The sequence below is a fragment of the Methanomassiliicoccales archaeon genome (assembly GCA_026394395.1).
Classification (GTDB): domain Archaea; phylum Thermoplasmatota; class Thermoplasmata; order Methanomassiliicoccales; family UBA472; genus UBA472.
Map to the genome: position 1 here is coordinate 1 of JAPKYK010000003.1, position 17,677 is coordinate 17,677.

General features: G+C 56.5%; 20 protein-coding genes and 2 tRNA genes. 10 read left to right on the forward strand and 12 right to left on the reverse strand.

All coding sequences use genetic code 11. The features are described from left to right. From NT131_03620 to NT131_03635, 4 genes are all read left to right on the forward strand, one after another. Positions 1 to 360 (forward strand): 3-hydroxy-3-methylglutaryl-CoA reductase (locus NT131_03620; protein ID MCX6650732.1); only part of this gene is annotated, 360 nt, incomplete at its 5' end. Positions 361 to 435: 75 nt separating this feature from the next. Next, positions 436 to 2,091 (forward strand): phenylalanine--tRNA ligase subunit beta, encoded by a 1,656-nt coding sequence (gene pheT / locus NT131_03625; protein MCX6650733.1) that lies wholly within the window; start codon positions 436 to 438, stop codon positions 2,089 to 2,091. A gap of 7 nt (positions 2,092 to 2,098) precedes the next feature. Next, positions 2,099 to 2,185: transfer RNA gene (locus tag NT131_03630), tRNA-Ser, on the forward strand. Positions 2,186 to 2,366: 181 nt separating this feature from the next. Next, positions 2,367 to 2,606: a hypothetical protein gene (locus NT131_03635; protein MCX6650734.1), complete on the forward strand. Its 240-nt coding sequence runs from the start codon at positions 2,367 to 2,369 to the stop codon at positions 2,604 to 2,606. On the opposite strand, the gene yjjX is transcribed toward NT131_03635, so the two are convergent. The 8 genes from yjjX to NT131_03675 all read right to left on the reverse strand — a co-directional run bounded on the left by yjjX (position 2,597) and on the right by NT131_03675 (position 9,335). Then, positions 2,597 to 3,556 (reverse strand): inosine/xanthosine triphosphatase, encoded by a 960-nt coding sequence (gene yjjX, locus NT131_03640; protein MCX6650735.1) that lies wholly within the window; start codon positions 3,554 to 3,556, stop codon positions 2,597 to 2,599. The two genes, NT131_03635 and yjjX, sit on opposite strands and share 10 nt — an antisense overlap. Further along, positions 3,556 to 3,750: a DUF2116 family Zn-ribbon domain-containing protein gene (locus NT131_03645; GenBank protein MCX6650736.1), complete on the reverse strand. Its 195-nt coding sequence runs from the start codon at positions 3,748 to 3,750 to the stop codon at positions 3,556 to 3,558. Before NT131_03645 ends, yjjX begins: the two co-directional genes overlap by 1 nt. A 37-nt stretch (positions 3,751 to 3,787) precedes the next feature. Continuing rightward, a complete protein-coding gene (trmY, locus tag NT131_03650) occupies positions 3,788 to 4,375 on the reverse strand; it encodes a tRNA (pseudouridine(54)-N(1))-methyltransferase TrmY (protein MCX6650737.1) in 588 nt (195 codons plus the stop codon). After that, entirely contained in the window at positions 4,372 to 5,715 is a 1,344-nt protein-coding gene (locus NT131_03655) for a signal recognition particle protein Srp54 (protein MCX6650738.1), read from the reverse strand. The genes trmY and NT131_03655 overlap by 4 nt, the downstream gene beginning before the upstream one ends. A gap of 254 nt (positions 5,716 to 5,969) precedes the next feature. Further along, on the reverse strand, positions 5,970 to 6,842 hold the full coding sequence (locus tag NT131_03660) for a phosphoserine phosphatase (GenBank protein ID MCX6650739.1): 873 nt from the start codon (positions 6,840 to 6,842) through the stop codon (positions 5,970 to 5,972). Positions 6,843 to 6,962: 120 nt separating this feature from the next. Beyond that, positions 6,963 to 7,325, reverse strand: a complete 363-nt coding sequence (locus NT131_03665) for a winged helix-turn-helix domain-containing protein (protein ID MCX6650740.1) — start codon at positions 7,323 to 7,325, stop codon at positions 6,963 to 6,965. A 47-nt stretch (positions 7,326 to 7,372) separates the two neighbouring features. Continuing rightward, positions 7,373 to 7,711 carry a winged helix-turn-helix domain-containing protein gene (locus NT131_03670; GenBank protein ID MCX6650741.1) on the reverse strand — a complete coding sequence of 113 codons (339 nt, stop codon included), beginning with the start codon at positions 7,709 to 7,711 and terminating at the stop codon, positions 7,373 to 7,375. 61 nt (positions 7,712 to 7,772) lie between these two features. Continuing rightward, positions 7,773 to 9,335, reverse strand: a complete 1,563-nt coding sequence (locus NT131_03675; protein MCX6650742.1) for a hypothetical protein — start codon at positions 9,333 to 9,335, stop codon at positions 7,773 to 7,775. A 110-nt stretch (positions 9,336 to 9,445) separates the two neighbouring features. On the opposite strand from NT131_03675, the gene purB reads away from it, so the two are divergent. Continuing rightward, complete coding sequence (gene purB / locus NT131_03680) at positions 9,446 to 10,792, forward strand: adenylosuccinate lyase (GenBank protein MCX6650743.1); 1,347 nt, start codon at positions 9,446 to 9,448, stop codon at positions 10,790 to 10,792. A 47-nt stretch (positions 10,793 to 10,839) separates the two neighbouring features. Beyond that, positions 10,840 to 10,933: transfer RNA gene (locus NT131_03685), tRNA-Ala, on the forward strand. A gap of 286 nt (positions 10,934 to 11,219) precedes the next feature. Here the strand turns inward: NT131_03685 and NT131_03690 are convergent. After that, a complete protein-coding gene (locus NT131_03690) occupies positions 11,220 to 11,477 on the reverse strand; it encodes a tautomerase family protein (protein ID MCX6650744.1) in 258 nt (85 codons plus the stop codon). Positions 11,478 to 11,905: 428 nt separating this feature from the next. Between NT131_03690 and NT131_03695 the strand changes: the two genes are divergently transcribed. Further along, positions 11,906 to 12,133 (forward strand): hypothetical protein, encoded by a 228-nt coding sequence (locus tag NT131_03695; GenBank protein ID MCX6650745.1) that lies wholly within the window; start codon positions 11,906 to 11,908, stop codon positions 12,131 to 12,133. 32 nt (positions 12,134 to 12,165) lie between these two features. On the opposite strand, the gene NT131_03700 is transcribed toward NT131_03695, so the two are convergent. Further along, complete coding sequence (locus tag NT131_03700) at positions 12,166 to 13,698, reverse strand: catalase (protein MCX6650746.1); 1,533 nt, start codon at positions 13,696 to 13,698, stop codon at positions 12,166 to 12,168. Positions 13,699 to 13,962: 264 nt separating this feature from the next. Here NT131_03700 and NT131_03705 point away from each other — a divergent pair, with 264 nt between their 5' ends. Both NT131_03705 and NT131_03710 read left to right on the forward strand, forming a co-directional pair. Continuing rightward, entirely contained in the window at positions 13,963 to 14,085 is a 123-nt protein-coding gene (locus tag NT131_03705) for a hypothetical protein (protein ID MCX6650747.1), read from the forward strand. 467 nt (positions 14,086 to 14,552) lie between these two features. Then, positions 14,553 to 15,842, forward strand: coding sequence for a hypothetical protein (locus NT131_03710; GenBank protein ID MCX6650748.1), 1,290 nt, complete (start codon positions 14,553 to 14,555; stop codon positions 15,840 to 15,842). Here NT131_03710 and NT131_03715 read toward each other — a convergent pair. Together NT131_03715 and NT131_03720 are read right to left on the reverse strand one after the other, a co-directional pair. Beyond that, complete coding sequence (locus tag NT131_03715; GenBank protein MCX6650749.1) at positions 15,826 to 16,674, reverse strand: DUF1638 domain-containing protein; 849 nt, start codon at positions 16,672 to 16,674, stop codon at positions 15,826 to 15,828. The genes NT131_03710 and NT131_03715 overlap by 17 nt on opposite strands. After that, entirely contained in the window at positions 16,671 to 16,817 is a 147-nt protein-coding gene (locus tag NT131_03720; GenBank protein MCX6650750.1) for a hypothetical protein, read from the reverse strand. The genes NT131_03715 and NT131_03720 overlap by 4 nt, the downstream gene beginning before the upstream one ends. Positions 16,818 to 16,913: 96 nt before the next feature. Here NT131_03720 and NT131_03725 point away from each other — a divergent pair, with 96 nt between their 5' ends. Beyond that, a complete protein-coding gene (locus NT131_03725) occupies positions 16,914 to 17,648 on the forward strand; it encodes an MBL fold metallo-hydrolase (protein ID MCX6650751.1) in 735 nt (244 codons plus the stop codon). Positions 17,649 to 17,677 lie beyond the last annotated feature (29 nt).

Below are 17,677 nucleotides of genomic sequence, written 5' to 3' on the forward strand. Positions count from 1 at the left end.
GCCCTTTCCTACGGCTACAATGCCCACGTGGCGAACATGCTGGCCGCGGTCTTCATCGCCACCGGTCAGGACCCCGCGCAGGTGGTGGAGGGCAGCATGGCCATGACCACGGCCGAGCTGGTCGATGACGCCCTGTACTTCTCGCTCCGGTTGCCGTCGTTGGAGGTCGGCACCGTGGGAGGTGGGACCAGGCTGCCCTGCCAGGCCGAGGCGCTCTCCATGATGGACTGCCTGGGCCCGGGCAAGGCCAAGAAGCTGGCGGAGATCGCCGCCGCGCTGGTCCTGGCCGGGGAGCTTTCCACCCTGGCGGCGCAATCGGCCGGGGAGCTGGGCAAGGCGCACAAGGCCCTGGGCCGCTGATATCAGTATGCCACAACGACCAACGGTTGACGTTCAAAAACCCTCATATACCATCAATCTCATGGTCCGCACGCAATGCCAGTCATCAATTTCAACCTTGAGGACCTGAAGTCCCTTATCGGGACGCGTATGGAGGACCGGGAAATCCTGGACCGCATACCCATGATCGGCGCCGACTTCCACGACTTCGACCCGGTCAGCAAGGAAACCTCCATCGAGTTCTTCCCTAACCGCCCCGATCTCTATTCCGTAGAGGGAATAGCCAGGGCGTTGCGGGCCTTCTTCGACATCCAGCTGGGACTGCGCACCTACGACATCGCCGCCTCGGACCTTGTGATGAAGGTGGAGAGCTCGGTCAAGAACGTCCGTCCCTACGTTGTTGGGGCGGTCATCCGGGGCGTGAAGATGGACGACGCCACCATACGCTCGCTCATGGAGCTGCAGGAGAAGCTGCACATGACCGTGGGGCGCAAGCGGGCCAAGGTGGCCATCGGCGTCCACGACCTGGACAAGGTAGAACCGCCATTCACCTACAAGGCCGTACCGCCCAATTCCATATCCTTCGTTCCCCTGGCCAAGCAGGAAGAGATGACCCTATCCGAGGTGCTGGAAAAGCACGAGAAGGGACGGGACTACAAGCACCTCCTGAACGGCAAGGAGCTCTATCCCGTCATATTGGACCGCAACAACCAGTTGCTGTCCTTCCCCCCGATAATAAACGGTCGTCTGACCACGGTCACCCCGGAGACGAAGAACCTGTTCATCGACGTCACCGGCACGGACTATAACACCATCAGCGGGGTGCTGAACATCGTCTGCACCTCCATAGCGGAGAGGAGCGGGGTCATCGAGACCATCACCCTGCGCGGCGAGGAGAAGGGCATGAGCCCCAACCTTCGGCCGAAGCAATGGTTGCTGGACGTGGAGCGCACCAACGCCGCCTTGGGATTGGACCTGGAACCGCTGGCCATGTGCCAGTGCCTCACCCGCATGGGATACTCTGCTGAACCGAAGGGGCGCAAGGTGAAGGTGTCCTCCTCCCCGGTGAGGATGGACCTGATGCACCCCGCGGACGTGGTGGAGGACGTCGCGATCGGCTACGGCTACGAGAACTTCGGGAACTCCCGCCCGGTCTTCAGCACCATCGGCGGGGAGAGAAAGATGGAGAGGGTGGCCGACCTGGTCCGTCAGATGATGGTCGGATTCGGGTACTGGGAGGTGACCACCTTGACGCTCTCCTCCCTGAACGAGCAGTTCGACATGGTGCGCCTCCCTCCGGCGGAGGCGGTGGAGGTGCTGAACCCGGTCAGCGAGGACCACAACTGCCTGCGCGTCCATCTCATACCTTCGCTGATGGCCATCCTACGCAAGAGCCAGCACCGCGACCTTCCCCAGCGCATCTTCGAGGTCGGCGATGTTGTCATCTCCACCAAGCGCCGCAAGCATCTGGCCGTCCTGGCCATACACTCCAAGGCCAGCTTCACCGAGATGAAGTCCCTGGCCGAGGGCGTGCTCAAGGAACTGGGGGTGCAATGTTCGTTGCAGTCGGGGAATATGGGCATGTTCATTCCCGGCAGGTGCGCGGTGATCAAGGTCAACGGGCGCCAAGTGGGACATTTCGGTGAACTGCACCCGCAGGTCATCACCGCCTACGAGCTAGGATACCCCATCATCTCATTCGAACTGGACCTGCAGGACCTGATGTCAGGCCGCGGAGAGAAGCTCATCTGAAACACAAGCCGAGGTAGCTAAGCCTGGATCACGGCGCCGGCCTTGAAAGCCGGTGGTACCTAGTACCCCGGGAGTTCGAATCTCCCCCTCGGCGCTCCTTCTCATCAAAACGACAGGCTGGAAGCAAATTATTTAACATCTTTAAATCAATATACGCCCCATCGCAAGGCGGTATGGGGTTCGATGCAGTTTCTTCGTGACAGGGACCACTGTTATGTCCACCGCATGGTGGTCTCACCTCCTCGCCATGATTCAGCGTCGGGGGTGACCGGCAGATGAGCGACTGCCCCCAGATGGGTCCGGACGGCAAGTGCAAAGGGCTGTATTACGGCTTCACCTGCATCAAGGACAAGTGCCGCATGCAGAACCGCGAGGCCATGTGCAAACACCTCATCGGCGGGGACTACTGCCTGAAGTACAACCGCTTCGGCTGCGTGGGTCTGGAGAACTGCGCCACCAAGGAGGATTACATGTCGTCCATCAGGCGCAAGGACAAGGCCGAGATCTACCAGTAGAGCTCTTTCCTTATCCGAGGCACCATGGCCGCCAGCACCGCTTGTTCCGTCAACGTTTTCCGGTCGAGGACATCGTTGGTCAGAATTCCGATGGCTCCCTTTCCGGATCCCTGGTCCCCTTCCTCGAAAAGCTGAGCGCAGGCGTCTCCGACCGATGAACCGTTCCGCACCAGCTCAGCCACTGCCGGCGGGTAACGGAAGCCCATACCGTGGCCGACGGTCGTCCGCCCCATAGCGTCGACGATGACACAGAACTGCACGTCGTACAGCCCGTCCTCCCCATCCCAAACTCCAGCCTCGATCCCTACTCCCAGGTCACCGTTCCCCAGGCAGGCCCTGGCCCTTTCCATCGCACCCCGTTCGGCCTCCTGGCCCCAAGGCTGTTCACCCACTCCGCCGCTCACGTCCATTGCCACGATCTCCAACTGGGGGTAGAAGCGTTCGATGACGCCCCGGACGGCCGCGACCTTGACCGGGTTGAGGGAACCGATCATGACCTTGAGCGGACGTTTCAGCTTGCCCTCGACGTCGATCTCCCCGGCCAGTATCCGGGTGGAGCTGATCGGCCGGTAGTCGTCGGCCAGAACGTACGGCACGACGACCACTTTTACCATGCGCAATCCGTTCCGCAGGCGCATGTCGTTTATCTTCGGTCCTAACAGCTGGGTCTCCTCGGACACCACCAGCACGCTCAGCTCGGGGTCCTCTGGGGCGGTGCCCTCCTTAACGCTCAGGGGAGTTATACTGTACCTTATCTTTCTATCGTCCAGGTACTCCCGCAGCGCGCCCTCCCTTTGGTGATATGGTATGATGGAGGACTTGTTCTCTTGGCAATATGCGTCGCTCATCAGGCCGACCGCAAGCTCATCGCCCTCGGATATGGCCGTGTCCAAAAGCCTCCGATGCCCCTTATGCAGGACGTTGAACGTTCCTCCCACGCCGACCCTCATCATCTCACCGTTAGAACCAACGCGAAGATCAGGATGATAACGCTAATGACGTAGAGGATGAGCAGCTGGCGCTTCTTGCCCTTGAGCTTTTTCTCGTTGCCCTCCCCGCATTCCGTGGAACAGTAACGGCCATCGCCCACGAAGGCCTTGCCGCAGGACCGGCAATGCTTGTGCTGGGCGATTTTTTGGTTCATAATCCTCTCACCATTCAGTATGGATATAAATCTTGGCTCAGGGGGAACGGCGGTCCAACTCGTTGTGCACGATGGTGACGCAGTGGTCGGCGTGGTAGGAAATCGGTCCCAGCCTTAGCACCTGCGGACTGTACCGCAGGAGCAGCTCCTCCTCGTCCGGGGTCAGGTCCATGTGGTCGCTCAGCACGAAGGTGACGTCCCCTGGCATCTCCGCCGAACGAATGTCCTCGCCGTCCTCCTTCAGGTACACCAGCTTGGTCTCCGAGCCCAGCAGCCCCAACACGTCCTGGAAGGTGCGCGTGCTGACGTAGATGCCGGGGGTGCTGCGCTCCTCGGACGTGGTTTCCCTCATCAGAGCGTTGCGTATGAGCGCCCCGGTGCTCCTCTCGTCCGGGTTCAAGTAGCGCAGCTCGCTGCCGACCAGGCGGATGGTGCGCGCCGGGCCGGGCGGACCCTGAAGAATGAGAAGGACCTCCACGTCCCTACGCAGGTCGTGGCTGAGGAAGAAGGCGGAGTTGATGCACCGCAACAGCACGTCAAGCCTCCCGGCTCCGCCGGCCAGGTCGTCCAGTTTGAAGTCGGCGGCCGTGGCGGCCTTATGCCCGATGACGATGAAGCGCCTCATTGTAGACCCTCGAACCCGCTGCCCTGCATCTGCTTCATCAGCTGCTTGCGCAGCTTGCGGTTGCCCATGAATCCTTTTACCGCTTTCTTGGAGGTGTTGTACTGCTGCAGCAGCTCCCGCACGTGCTTGGGGTCCATGCCCGAGCCCCGGGCTATCCGCATCACGCGCGAGGATTTGATGAGCTTGGGATTCTCCATCTCCTCCTCGGTCATGGAGTCCATGATGATGCGGTAGCGCTGGAGGCGCTCCTGGGACTCCTCCACGTTGATCTTGTCCTGCAGCCCCATGCCCATGCCCGGCAGCATGGCCATCAGTTTCTTGAGCGGGCCCATGCTGGTGAGCATCTCCATCTGCTCGTACATCTCCTTGAGGGAGAACTTGCCGGACATGATCTTCTTGGTCGTCTCCATGGCCTGCTCTTCGGTGATGCTCTCCTTGGCCGTCTCCATGAGCGACTCGAGGTCGCCCATGCCCAACAGCCGGGAGATGAAGCGGGACGGGACGAAGAGATCCAGGTCCTCGAGGTGCTCGCCGACGCCGATGAACACGATGGGCGCCTTGGTGCGGGAGACTGCGCTAAGCGCACCGCCGCCCTTGGCCGTGCCGTCCATCTTGGTGAGTATGACAGAAGTGACGCCCACGGCGTCGTGAAAGGCCTGCGCCTGCGGGCCGGCCTGCTGCCCCACGCTAGCGTCGAGCACCAATATCCGCTCGTTGGGCTTGGCCACGTTGGTCACATCCTTTATCTCCTCGATGAGGTCGCCCTCCAAAGCGTGGCGCCCGGAGGTGTCGATGATGATGACGTCCAACGAATGGAACTCCTTCATGCCGGCCTCGACGATCTTTACCGCCGACCTTTCTCCGGGAACGCCGTAGACCTGCACGCCGACCTTGTCGCCGATCTGTTTCAACTGGTCGTAGGCGGCTGGGCGGTGCACGTCGGCAGCGATGAGCCCGACCTTCAGCCCCTTCTTATGGAAATAGCGGCTGAGCTTGCCAGCGCTGGTGGTCTTTCCCTGGCCGTACAGGCCGACCATCATTATGACCTGCTTGCCCGGCAGCAGCGCCTTCTGCTCGCCCAGGATCTTGACCAGCTCGTCGTAGATGATCTTGATTACATGCTCCCTCGAGCTCTTTCCGGCGGGAGGCTTCTCGGTGAGCGCCCGGCGCTCCACCTCCTTGGTGATCTCGAGGACCATCTTCACGTTGACATCGGCCTGCAGGAGCGCCCGCTGGATGTCCTTGGACACCTCCTTGATCAGCTTCTCGTCTATGTTGTTAGAGTTGGCGACCTTCTTGAGGACGTCCTTGAGTGACTGGCCCAATCCTTCCAATACCATTTGACGACCTCCATCAACAACCCGGTGGACTTAGATAACCTTTGCCCTAAGCAGAAGAGTAAGAAAAAGGGGTTTGGGAAGGACCTGTCCTGTCAGAAGGGATGGGATGCACTCTGAAAACCAGCCCAGACCTTCCCGAACTCTACTATCTTTTCGACGATATTTATAGTTTGGCATTATTGTAATAAAGGGGAGAAAGGCGGCGGGATTTCGCAGCCAGTAAAATTTAAATTTAAGGAAAAAAGGGGTTTTGGTCAGAGGTAGCCGCTCTTCTGCAGGACCATTAGGTCCTCGGTGCTGAGCTTCTCTCCCTTCTTGAACTTGTCGAAGATATCCTCAGCTTCCTTCATCGCTACGCTATCGTCCTTCTTCTTGCGGGCCTTGCGGGCCTTCTGCCTCAGGCCGGTGATGATCTTGTCATAGTCGTGCACCTGCCGGATGTGGTCTATGTGGCGACGGTGCTCCTCATCGGCTTTGCCCTTGGTCTCGATGAACTTCTCCTGGGCCTCGTCGGCTTCCTTCCTGAGCTTGTCCGCCTCCTCGTAGATCTTTATCATGGCGTCGTGCTCGTTCTGGGCGCCCTCGGCCAGCTCGCTTACCAGGCGGTGCTGCTCCTCGGCCTTGTCCTTGGCCTCGCGCAGTTCCGTGATGGCGCCCTTGACCTCGTCGTTGGCTTCCAGGGTCTTCTCCCTCTCGCGGATCTGCATCTGGAGGGCCTTCATCTGTTCTACCAAGGCTTTCTCCTTGTCCCGCTTGAGGTCGCCAGAGGTCATGTGGATGAACTCTAGGTTCTTCAGCTCCTTCTTCATCTTGGCTACGGAGGGACCTTCCTGCTGAACGGTGTCCTTCTTCAGGGCCATGACCTTCTTGTTGAGCTCGCTGACCTGCTCGTTGAACTTGTCCCGGGCGTCCTTGGCCGCGCGGACCTGTTCGTTCATCTTGTCGCGGGTCTCACGGTGCTTGGCAGCGCTGTCGACCAGCTCGCGGACTTTCGCGTTAAGTTCGTCTCTCTTCTGCACCCATTCTTTGGTCTTATCATTCAATTCGTCCCTAAGCCGGCGGCGCCTCTCCGCCTCGTTATTGTTGAATTGACGCTTCTGGTCGAGGTCCTCCAAGAGTTCTGTCATAAACGTTCACGCTCAATCTTGAAATTAAATAAGACTCAAGCCTGGAAGTAGGCATACTGAATTTTGTTTATATTCTTTTCTATGGAGCCGAACATACATCCAGCAGGGTAAGAAGTCCCTTCATCGGCCGTCCCCGTCCTCATCCCGCAGGTTCACGTCCTGCCAATCTTGGTCTGGACACTCGTCCTTCATGGTGAAGCGGACCTTCAGCTTGCCGTTGTCGAACTGGACGGTGGCGGTCTTGATGCGCGATAGGTAATAGCAGACCCGTTTCCCCTGCTGGGAGAGCCTCCTCTCGGTGCAGACGATCAGGCCGGCCAGCTCCAGGTCCCGTATGCGACGGTAGCAGGCGGCTATCGGTATGCCGTACTGCTCAGAGATCTGCTGGGCGTTGCGGGGGGAGCGTACCGTGGCCACCAATATCTTGACCGCGTACTCGTCCGTCAACAATCGGGACTTGTCCAGAAGGTCGTTCTTCCCCATCCGGATAAGATACGTGTTCAAAGAATAAAAATGCTTGGAGAGCGGACCTATCTGGAGACCATGGCCGGTATGTGCCGCTCGCTCCGGCTGTCCTTCCACTCCACCTCCACCTCGAAGCGCCCTTTGCGGAAGGTCAGGCGGACCAGGTCGACCTGGCACCGGTAATATTTGCTCTTCTTGCCCCCTTGCGACACCTCGGTCCTATGACATTTGATCAGGCCGGCGTTCTCCAGGGCGGCCACGCGGCGGTAAGCGACAGCTATAGGAATGCCGGTCATGGCGCATATCTCCTGCACGCAGCGCGGTTGGGAGAAGGTCAGGCTGAGGATCCTTCCGGCGTACTCGTCGGACACCAGGTCCGAGATGGAACGGGGTCCACTGTCCATGCTATTTGCTACGTCCCCCGGGCTTATAATCTCCCTTCCCCAGATATCATGGATGATAACGTCAGAGCATGGGCACCCATCTCGGAACGCCCTCCTCGACCTCCAGGCAATGGAAGATGGAGCTGGGCTTGATGCCGTGCAGCACCACCGAGCCGTTGATGTTCTCCAGCCGCAGGTGCATGCGAGCCTGGTGGCTCAGTGATTCCAGGTTGGAAGATCGGTCCGTGGCCTCCACTACTACCATGTGACCGCCGCGACGCATGGCATCCACGTGCTGCAGGAGCTTGGGAACGACGTTCACGCCGTAGACCGATTCCAAGGCGTCCATGCCCAATATCGAGGCGTAGGGCGTGGCCGAACCCTTCAGCAGGAAGTTCAGTGAGTCCCAGCGCAGGTCGCTGGCCAGGTCCTCCCCCTCCAGCTTCTTCACGAAGGAGTGGGCGCCGTTGACCACCTCGCTGACGTCCAGGACGTTCAGGTGCTCCAGGCCCGGGGGCGCCCCGGCCTTCTCCAGCGATCCCGGCAAGGCGGCGTGGTCCAGAGTGCGTTGCGGGTACCACAGAACGCCGCGTCCATTCCGCAGCTGCTCGGCCACCAGGGCCACCTCGATCCTCTCCAGCAGGTCCATAGGCACTCTCGGCCCTACCTCTATCAGGGTGAGCGAGCCCAACGGCAAACCGGCGAACAGACGGTCCATCTCTGACCAGCCAAAAGCCCCTCGTCCGGAGAGCATGGCCTTGGTCGATCTTGACAGTTTGAGGTCGGACAGGTCTATGTCCCGGTCGATGACCCGGACCCTTCCCTCTTCCAAGGTGAACAGGTATCTCCAGTTGCGTATCTCGGAGCCGCGCAATTTGTCGATATCGATGGTGCGTACGCGATGATCGCCCATGACCGAGTTCTTGAGGCTGACGACCCCATCACCAAGATAGTCCAGATGGCTGCGCTCCGGGGTCTCCATGACGAATATGACGTTGGTGCCGGCCTTCTCCACCAGGTCCTTCTGCAGGGCGTTAACGATGCGGTTCGCGGGAATGCCATAGTTCTCCGCCAGCGCTTCTACGGAATCGAGCACCACCAGCGTCTTTTTGGGCAGATTGTTCTCCACGATGTCGTAGGCCATCTCCAATTCCGGGAGCAGCGCCCCGACCTCCACCACGATGGAGCCGTCCGGATGCATCACCGAACCTTCCTCCTCCTCCATTCCCATCTCCCCGGCCTCTATCTGCCCCTCCAGCCGGTTCAGCTCCCGGCGGTCCACCAACAGATCCGGTCCGGCCACGTCCGCCTCCCCGCCCTTCCCCGGTTCCTTGTTGTACGAGCGCCGCAGGAAGGCCATGCCCGCCCGCAGAAGGCGGTTCTGTTTGACCCGTTCCTTCAGCCAGGGGAACTGGTTGTACAAGGATACGTCAGAGACCCTGGCCGAGAGGTAGTACTCCGGCTGCTGGTCCGAGAGGGATTCGATGATCTGCAGGGCTATGGTCGTCTTGCCTGTGCCGGCCTCCCCCTTCACCAGGAGGGAATGCCCACCGGGCGACAGAAGGAAATCGATTATCTCCTGGGGCAATGCCCCATTGCTCTTTCGGCTCACGTTCCACCTGGCGGACATATCCAGCAGAGGCATAATAAGGATATCCGCCCGGTTATCAGCCGAGTAAGCTCTCAAGAACGATAGTAAGCTTATATGGAGGAAATATCATAGCAGAATCCTATTCATAAATTGGTGCGAAAATGATGCTCTGTCCATTGGACTTCCGCTACGGGCGCAAAGAGATGAAGGAGATATTCTCCGAGGACCACAGGATCGACCTACAGCTGAAGGTCGAGGCTTCCCTGGCCCGGGCCCACGCCAAGGCTGGCAACATCCCCGCCTCCGCCGCCAAGACCATATCCTCCAAGGCCTCGATCTCCATCGTCACCAGGGAGAGGGTCTACGAGATCGAGAGCGAGACCAGGCACGACGTCATGGCCGTGGTGAAGGCTCTTTCGGAGAAGTGCGGCGAGGCTGGCAACTACGTTCATTTGGGCGCTACGTCCAACGACATAATCGACACCACAACCGCCCTGCAGCTCCAGGCCGCTCTGGACATTGTGGAAAAGGACCTGCTGGCGTTGCTATTGACCTTGGCCGACCTGGCCAAGAAGCACCGCGACACCATGTGCATGGGCCGCACCCACGGGCAGAACGCCATACCGACTACGTACGGCTTCAAGATCGCCGGCTACGCCTCGGAGGTCATGAGGCACATCGAGAGGGTGAGGGAGTGCCGCAAGCGGGTGTGCGTGGGCAAGCTGTCCGGAGCGATAGGCACCGCCGCCGCCCTGGGACCGAAGGCCCGTGATGTGCAGTCGTTGATGATGAAGGACCTGGGCCTCGGTTACGAGGAGGCCGCGACGCAGGTGGTCTGTCGGGACCGCTACACCGAGCTGGTCTGCCTGATGGCGAATATCTGCACGTCCTGTGAGAGGTATGCCACGGAGATACGCAACCTGCAGAGGTCTGAGATTTCTGAGGTGGCCGAGTCCTTCGACGCCAAGAAGCAGGTGGGCAGCTCCACTATGGCGCAAAAGAGGAACCCGATAATCTCGGAGAACGTCTGCGGCCTCAGTCGCATCGTCCGCGGTTTCGTCACGCCGACGTTCGAGAATATGGTGTTGTGGCACGAGAGGGACCTGAGCAACTCCTCCGCCGAGCGTTTCACCCTGCCTCACGTGATGGTCCTCACTGATGAGATATTGATAAAGATGGTGGGCGTGTTCAGCGGACTGACGGTCAACAAGGACAACATGCTGAGGAACATAAACGCCGCCAAGGGTCTGATCATGGCCGAGCCAGTGATGATGGCGCTGACGTCCAAAGGCATCGGCCGACAGGACGCGCATGAGATCGTCCGTTCGTGCAGCATGATGGCCGAAGAGAAGGGCTGGGATTTACAGAAAGCGCTCTTAATGGACCCAACGGTCAAAAAACATTTCACAAAGGTGGAACTGGCCAAGGTCATGGACCCCAAGAACTACCTGGGGTTCGCGCCGCAGATGACCGACGAAGTCATCGTAAAAGCCAAGAAGATACTGGGTTGAGTCCAGCAAAGGATTATAAACATAGGTTCATTTCCTGACTCTCGCACGGGCACTTAGATCAGCGGATGCGTCAATACGACGTCGCTAAAGATCGCCGCCTTCGCAAGGCGGAGGCCGGGGGTTCAAATCCCCCAGTGTCCATTTTTCATCTGGCTTTCTGCATTTTTTTCCTTTTTTGGGAAAATGGATTCTGTCATAATTATCGGCGTTAAATTCAGTTTGTTACTAAAAATTAGTATCGCTTACTTTCGACAATATGAAAATGATAGGGAAAGGGGTTTAGAGTAGGTTTTTCAGCTCCCCTTATCCATTCAGTATGATCTCCGGTAGAACATCCGGTATGATGGAGGGTAGAATTCGGGATTAATTGAAATCCCTTCCGTTCTTCTCACAATCCTAATAAAAAAAGAAAAGGGGAATGAGAAATTTATTGTGGCTTAATGGCTATATGGACTATTCCATGTTTCACTGCTTGTAGTAATTCCGGAGTTATACCTACTCCATTGTTGCCAAAGTCCCCCCACTCGGATTCCCTTATAATGCAATACACAAATGGAAGCATGTTCTCCTTTGGATTTGGTCGGGCTTCAATTTCTGCGACCACTTCAGAAACACGCTTCATCATTTCCACTTTCTGTTCTTTGCTCATAGCTCCTTTAATAATATCAATTGTCACTACTGGCATCTCGTTTTCACCTCCCCCCCATTAAGAGGCATAAACTTTTCGAGATAGGGTTCACAATCAAGTAAACCCTCATGATTTATAGAGGATGCTAATTCTAATAATTTGTTATAAAAGAAAAAGGTAAAGGGTTTACTTATTTTTCAAATCCTCTGCCAAGACATTCGACTGCACTTTTTCACTTTAGGAAATTTTGATACTCCATCCAGTCGTCCGAGTGGGCCATTATCCCCCAGTGCATATTTTTTCATATGGCTTATAGGTTTTTGCCATTGTTTGGGGCAACCCGTTTTGTCGCTGTTGGTGCTCGGCATAGAACCGCATCGCACTGCATAGATCGTCGAATTCTCTACCGATATATTGTAGGATGCGACAAATTCAGGGAAGGCTCACTTAGTTATATCAGATTTTTAATTGCATCAGTTGGTTGAATGAACGAAAGAAGAAAGAAACAAAGAGATGATCAAAAATCAAAGAAAGTTGCGAAAGAATATCATCGCGAACTTACAAAGTTGGCCAAAGAGACAGAAGAAATACAAGAAGCTGCAAAAAACGCCACCTGTTCTGAATGCCATACAAAATGCGTTCTCAAAGATAATCCAATGATGCCTTACTGTCCTAAGTGCGATAGATACGTTACGAAGTTTCACACGAAATAGGAGGCAAAATGAAAAAAGGAAGGGGTTTGAGGTTAGAGCTTCGACCCTTCTTTGGTCGCAGTCACCCTCTCCTCCTGGGTCATGGCCGCCAACTCCTTGACCTTCTTCAGGTCCAGCTTCAGTCCCTTGGCCGCGTTCTTCCCGTAGTCCGCGTCGGCCAGGTAGAATATGGCCGTCTGACGGTACTGGATGCGCTTCTGCGCCCCGCCGAGATGCCCGACGATGTTGCTGATCAGACGCTTCTTCTCCGCGTCGTTCATCACCTTGGAGTATAACGACCCAGCTTGCACGAAGTCAGAGTTGGGGTGGTCGTGACGCTGCCTGGTCACCTTCCCTTTTAGATCGAACGGCGGCTCGGCGAAGGCCATGTTCGGTGTTGGTCCCTGGAAGCTGTTGGGATAGTAGTTCGGTCCGTTGCCTTGGTTGTCGCCGGTCATCATAGGCCCGTCCCGCTGGTAATTGCCCGTGGTCGTGCCTTTGGCCTGGTTCACCGGTATCAGGTGGTAGTTCGTCCCTAGCCGGTGGCGGTGCGTGTCGTGGTACGAGAACAACCGTCCCTGCAGCAGCTTATCCGGCGACGCTCCGATGCCCGGTACGAAGTTCGCGGGAGAGAACGCTGACTGCTCCACCTCGGCGAAGTAGTTGGTCGGGTTCCGGTTCAGTACCATCCTCCCGAAGGTCATGGGTGGCACGTCGCCATGCGGCCAGACCTTGGTGATGTCGAACGGATCGAACCGATACTTCTCCGCCTGCTCCGGGGTCATTATCTGCACTTCTACCCTCCAGGACGGGAACTCACCGCGTTCGATGGCGTCGTGCAGATCACGCGTGGCATGGTCCGGGTCCTTGCCCTTCATCACCTCGGCCTCCTCGGCCGTAAGGTTCTTGATTCCCTGTTCGGTCTTGAAGTGCAGTTTAATCCAGTAGTACTCCCCTTTATCGTTGTACCACTTGTAGGTGTGGCTGGTGAATCCGTTCATATTCCTGAACGTAGCGGGTATCCCCCGGTCCGAGAACAATATGGTGACCTGGTGCACGGACTCCGGCGTCAGGGAAAGGAAGTCCCAGAACATGTCCGGGTCCTTCAGGTTGTTGCTGGGGTTCCTCTTCTGGGTGTGGATGAAGTCCGGGAACTTGAGCGGATCTCTGATGAAGAACACCGGGGTGTTGTTTCCCACCATGTCGTAGTTGCCCTCCTCGGTATAGAACTTCACGGCGAAGCCGCGGGGGTCCCGTTCGGCGTCTGCGGAACCCTTTTCCCCGCCCACGGTGGAGAAACGCACGAAGACCTCCGTCTTCTTCCCAACCTTGCTCAAGAACTTCGCTCTGGTGTACTTCGAGACGTCCTTGGTGACCTCGAAATACCCGAAGGCGCCAGCTCCCTTGGCGTGCACCACACGCTCCGGGATCCGTTCCCGGTCAAAATGGGCCAATTTCTCTATGAGGTGGATGTCCTGGACCAGCACCGGGCCGTTCCTTCCCGCGGTCAGGGTGTTCTGGTCATCTTCTACAGGCTTGCCGAAGTTATCGGTCAAAGACTGTTTCTTGGGGGCTGCCTTTCTCATGTTTTTAAAAGCAAGCAGGGAATAGATATCATTTTCCCGGAGAAAAGGTCAATGAATGTCATTGATGGTAGATCCGGCACCCGGCCCCTCATTCGTTTATATTTATTCTGTCTTCAAGTGTTTAATATAAATACTAGTAATTGCTTCGTATAATTTGTTGCAAGGGTCAGCTGATCTTTGCTAACACAAATAGGTAGATTAGTAATGTACGGAAGACAGAGGACGGGCGGATACAACCGCCCCAGAAACGACGGGCCCCGCGAGATGAGTGATGTAATTTGTTCCGATTGCGGAGCAAAGACACAAGTTCCTTTCAAGCCGACCGAGGGCAGGCCTGTCTATTGCAGGGACTGCTTCCAGAAGCACAAGCCGAAGGACAGGTTCTAAACCATCAAAGCAATTTGCAAACCACTTCCCTTTTACTTATCTCATTTTTCTATATCACCCATCTCTAATTTCCATTCGAACGGATCAACCTTTATCGCTTGGATGCTCAGATAGAAATGATTTTATAATCCACTAAAAAATAATTTTCACAAGCAGGTTGGTGGAAAACCTGTTCTTTAGGAGGATATAACATGATTTTGCGAACTCGATTAGTTTGTCTCATGCTCGCAGCGCTTTTTCTGCTGTCAGCAGGCGCTGTCACTGTGAACAACGCTTCTGCGGCGGTACCCGAACCGGAATGGCAGGAAGCCACACCATTACCTTATCCAATATATCTTGCGGCTTCGGTCCAGGATGGCAATTATAATCTCTATATCATAGGTGGGCGCAGCGGCCTTTCCGCAAACCCGACGGACAATGTAACCTTATATGACCTGAGCAACGAACAGATCACGAGCCTGGCCAATATGCCTGTGGGCGTGGCTGGTGGTTGTGCGGCCATAGGGCTTGATGGTAAAGTGTATGTCTTTGGGGGCAAGAACGCAAGCATCGCTAACATCTACATGCCTCAAGTGCAGATATACGATCCATCTACCAACACCTGGTCCTTGGGTGCATCAATGCCGGAGGCCGTGACCATCGCTGATGCGGTTGCCATGCCTAACGGACTCATCTATGTGATGGGGGGTAACAATGGAAGTGATCCAATACTCATCAAAGATATTATGCAGGTCTACGACCCGGTCGCCAATTCGTGGACCTTCGGTCCTTCCATGCCGACCGAGATATACTCCGGGTCTGCCGTGGCTATCAATGATAACACGATCATGTACCTGGGCGGGGGGAATTCCGACTCTTCCGTATCCTACAATACCATCATGTTCTATAACATAAGGGACGGTTACTGGTATACCTCATCATGGACCCTACCGGAGAAGATGGCCGCTACGGACGCGGTCATCGGGCCCGACGGACAGATATACCTGATCGGCGGGGGGCGTGGTAATAGTGCGTGGAGCACCAATAGCTATACCAGCTACAACGGGTATTGCTTCAACCCGTTCAAAGGTGAAACAATCAGCGTGCCCGACATGACCCAGGACCGCAAATATCACTCGGTCGGGTTCGACGAGGAAGGCAATATCTTTGTGATAGGCGGATACTCGTTCGATGCACCGGTCGGGGAGACCACGGCCAACGCCTCGAAGCTGAAGGTCATGGACCTGCAGTTACAGGTGTTCCCGCAAGGCCAGGACATCATCACTGGGGAACAGATGCTGGTGATTGCCGACTTCAACTTCGCCTTCGCTGATTATGAATCCGTGACTGCCCAGGTCAACATCCGCAATTCGGATGGCGATGTCGTAGCCATGTCGGAGCTTTCCGCCTACGTCGCCGAAGGGAATCCCGGATACTATTGGGTGGACGTCCCACAGGGTTTACCAAGCGGGGATTATTCGGTAGAGTTCTCCAAGCTCAGGCCATCTTACTACCCGTATGACGACCTGAGCTTCGATGGGTTCGACATAGGGATAGGATTCGTTCACTCTCAGACCATGAACGAGCAGCTGGAGGCTCAGAATCAGACCATAAACGACCTGCAAGACCAGGTGGGCGAACTACAGAACAACCTATCTGACGCCAACGACAAACTGGATGCTGCGGCGACCTACCTATTGATCGTCATGGTCATAGCTATAATCGCCGTGATAGTGGCCGTCGTCGTACTGGTGCTATCTCTTAGGAAAAAAGCCTAGGTTCGACCTGAAACCCTTTCTCTTTTCCATTTTTTCCGTTCTCCACTATGTTCAGGCACTTACGGTAAGCATCCTCGCTGACCTTGGTGGAGATGAAGTTCGGCTCCAGGTCGACCTCTTTGAAATTGAATTCCTGGCTGAACTCCCTCACATGGGCATGGAAGTTATCAGTTTCCCCGAGACCTGTGTTAATGCGCAGCACCCGGTTGTACCCGGCCATCTCGAACAGCATCTTCAGCATGTCCAGGTTGGTCATGTCCGTTCCTCGGGTGATCTCCATCTTCTTGATGAGGTCCGGCCAGTTCTCGGCCCAGGCCGGGGTCATGTAGAAGACGCCGGCGTACCGTTTCAGAAGGCGCAAGTAACCGTCCGTACCTCCCAGGGGCACGGCGATGCAGTCGTCGACGATCTGCCCCTGCGCGTCGGTCAAGATGACCACCGGCGTCCGCACGTCCTCGAATAATATGTTCATGTTCTGGAAGGCGTTCCCGCAGAGCCCGTAAAATAACAGTATGACCGAGCAGCTGCCGTCCAGCAGTTTGACGGTCCGGACCACCTCCGCTCCCAGCTCTTTCGGCTCCTCATGCAGCCCCATAGACTTCATCCACACCAGGACGCTTCGGCCCTCGCTCGAAGGCAGGTCGTTCACCTGGGCCTCCTTCACCCTGTGGATATCAGGTCTAGCTTGGCTCAATTTCCTGAGCAGGTTCCGGGAGTGGTCGTCCTCCACCACGAAAATGTCGTTCAGCTCATGATCGTTGGACAGGAGATAAATTATCTCGTCCTCCAGTATCGGGCAACCGACGATGGCCAATCTTCCTTCTCCGTTCATTTGTTCACCTTGGTTGCGTCCGTTATACGGCCGACCGCCTTCTCCAGCTCTTCGAGCCGTTTCCGCATGTCGAACAGATACTGGCTCTGGACCTTCAATTCGTCCAGGATCTGCTTCAGAAGGATGGTCTCATCAACGCTCATTCGGCCGTAAAGGGATGATTCTCCTCTAATAACTTACGTGTAAAAGTGCCGAATGGTTATTATGGCACGTAGCGTCATAGCTTACACGGTGGTCAATTGGACGTAGTTTTCATGGGCACCAACGGCTGGTACGACACCGACACGGGGAACACACTTAGCGTCCTGGTGCGGGCCAAGGAAATGAACGTGGTCCTGGACGCCGGGGGCGGGCTGCACAAGCTGGACCGCTACGCCGACCTGTCGAAGCCGACGGTCATCATGCTCTCGCACCATCACCTGGACCATCTCATCGGACTGCACCAGCTGGCCCGCTTCCGTTTCAAGAACAAGGTGACCATCGTCGGCCTAATCGGCACGTTCAACATCCTGCAAGAGCTGTTGCGGGAACCGTACTCCGTGCCTCTGGGGCTCATCCCCTACAACATTGAGTTTATGGAAGTAAGGGAGGGCGTGCACGATCGCCCCTTCACCTTCCATTCCCGTCTGCTCTTCCATTCCTCGCCCTGCCTCGGGTACCGTCTGGAGCTGGATGGGAGGTCCATCGCCTTCTGTACCGACACCGGTCCGTGCAAGAACACCGTGGAGCTGGCTAGGAACGCCGACCTGCTCATAACCGAGAGCGCCTTCCGCACCGGGGAGAGCAGCGACCTGTGGCCCCACCTCACCCCGGAGGACGCCATCGCTATAAAGGACGAGTCCAAGGCCAAGCGCCTGGTCCTCACCCACTTCGACGCCTTCAAGTACCCGACGATGCGGGATAGGGAGGAGATTGAGGAGAGGCATCCGGGCAAACTGACCGTCTCCAAGGACGGCATGATCGTCACCATATGAGAAAGACATAAAGTCCCAACAGTGATTGC

Bases quoted from the DNA above. Each gene is read 5' to 3' on its own strand.
- pheT (MCX6650733.1), top strand. From the start codon at position 436: ATGCCAGTCATCAATTTCAACCTTGAGGACCTGAAGTCCCTTATCGGG.
- NT131_03635 (MCX6650734.1), top strand. From the start codon at position 2,367: ATGAGCGACTGCCCCCAGATGGGTCCGGACGGCAAGTGCAAAGGGCTG.
- yjjX (MCX6650735.1), bottom strand. From the start codon at position 3,556: ATGAGGGTCGGCGTGGGAGGAACGTTCAACGTCCTGCATAAGGGGCAT.
- NT131_03645 (MCX6650736.1), bottom strand. From the start codon at position 3,750: ATGAACCAAAAAATCGCCCAGCACAAGCATTGCCGGTCCTGCGGCAAG.
- trmY (MCX6650737.1), bottom strand. From the start codon at position 4,375: ATGAGGCGCTTCATCGTCATCGGGCATAAGGCCGCCACGGCCGCCGAC.
- NT131_03655 (MCX6650738.1), bottom strand. From the start codon at position 5,715: ATGGTATTGGAAGGATTGGGCCAGTCACTCAAGGACGTCCTCAAGAAG.
- NT131_03660 (MCX6650739.1), bottom strand. From the start codon at position 6,842: ATGACAGAACTCTTGGAGGACCTCGACCAGAAGCGTCAATTCAACAAT.
- NT131_03665 (MCX6650740.1), bottom strand. From the start codon at position 7,325: ATGGGGAAGAACGACCTTCTGGACAAGTCCCGATTGTTGACGGACGAG.
- NT131_03670 (MCX6650741.1), bottom strand. From the start codon at position 7,711: ATGGACAGTGGACCCCGTTCCATCTCGGACCTGGTGTCCGACGAGTAC.
- NT131_03675 (MCX6650742.1), bottom strand. From the start codon at position 9,335: ATGCCTCTGCTGGATATGTCCGCCAGGTGGAACGTGAGCCGAAAGAGC.
- purB (MCX6650743.1), top strand. From the start codon at position 9,446: ATGCTCTGTCCATTGGACTTCCGCTACGGGCGCAAAGAGATGAAGGAG.
- NT131_03690 (MCX6650744.1), bottom strand. From the start codon at position 11,477: ATGCCAGTAGTGACAATTGATATTATTAAAGGAGCTATGAGCAAAGAA.
- NT131_03695 (MCX6650745.1), top strand. From the start codon at position 11,906: ATGAACGAAAGAAGAAAGAAACAAAGAGATGATCAAAAATCAAAGAAA.
- NT131_03700 (MCX6650746.1), bottom strand. From the start codon at position 13,698: ATGAGAAAGGCAGCCCCCAAGAAACAGTCTTTGACCGATAACTTCGGC.
- NT131_03705 (MCX6650747.1), top strand. From the start codon at position 13,963: ATGAGTGATGTAATTTGTTCCGATTGCGGAGCAAAGACACAAGTTCCT.
- NT131_03710 (MCX6650748.1), top strand. From the start codon at position 14,553: ATGCCTGTGGGCGTGGCTGGTGGTTGTGCGGCCATAGGGCTTGATGGT.
- NT131_03715 (MCX6650749.1), bottom strand. From the start codon at position 16,674: ATGAACGGAGAAGGAAGATTGGCCATCGTCGGTTGCCCGATACTGGAG.
- NT131_03720 (MCX6650750.1), bottom strand. From the start codon at position 16,817: ATGAGCGTTGATGAGACCATCCTTCTGAAGCAGATCCTGGACGAATTG.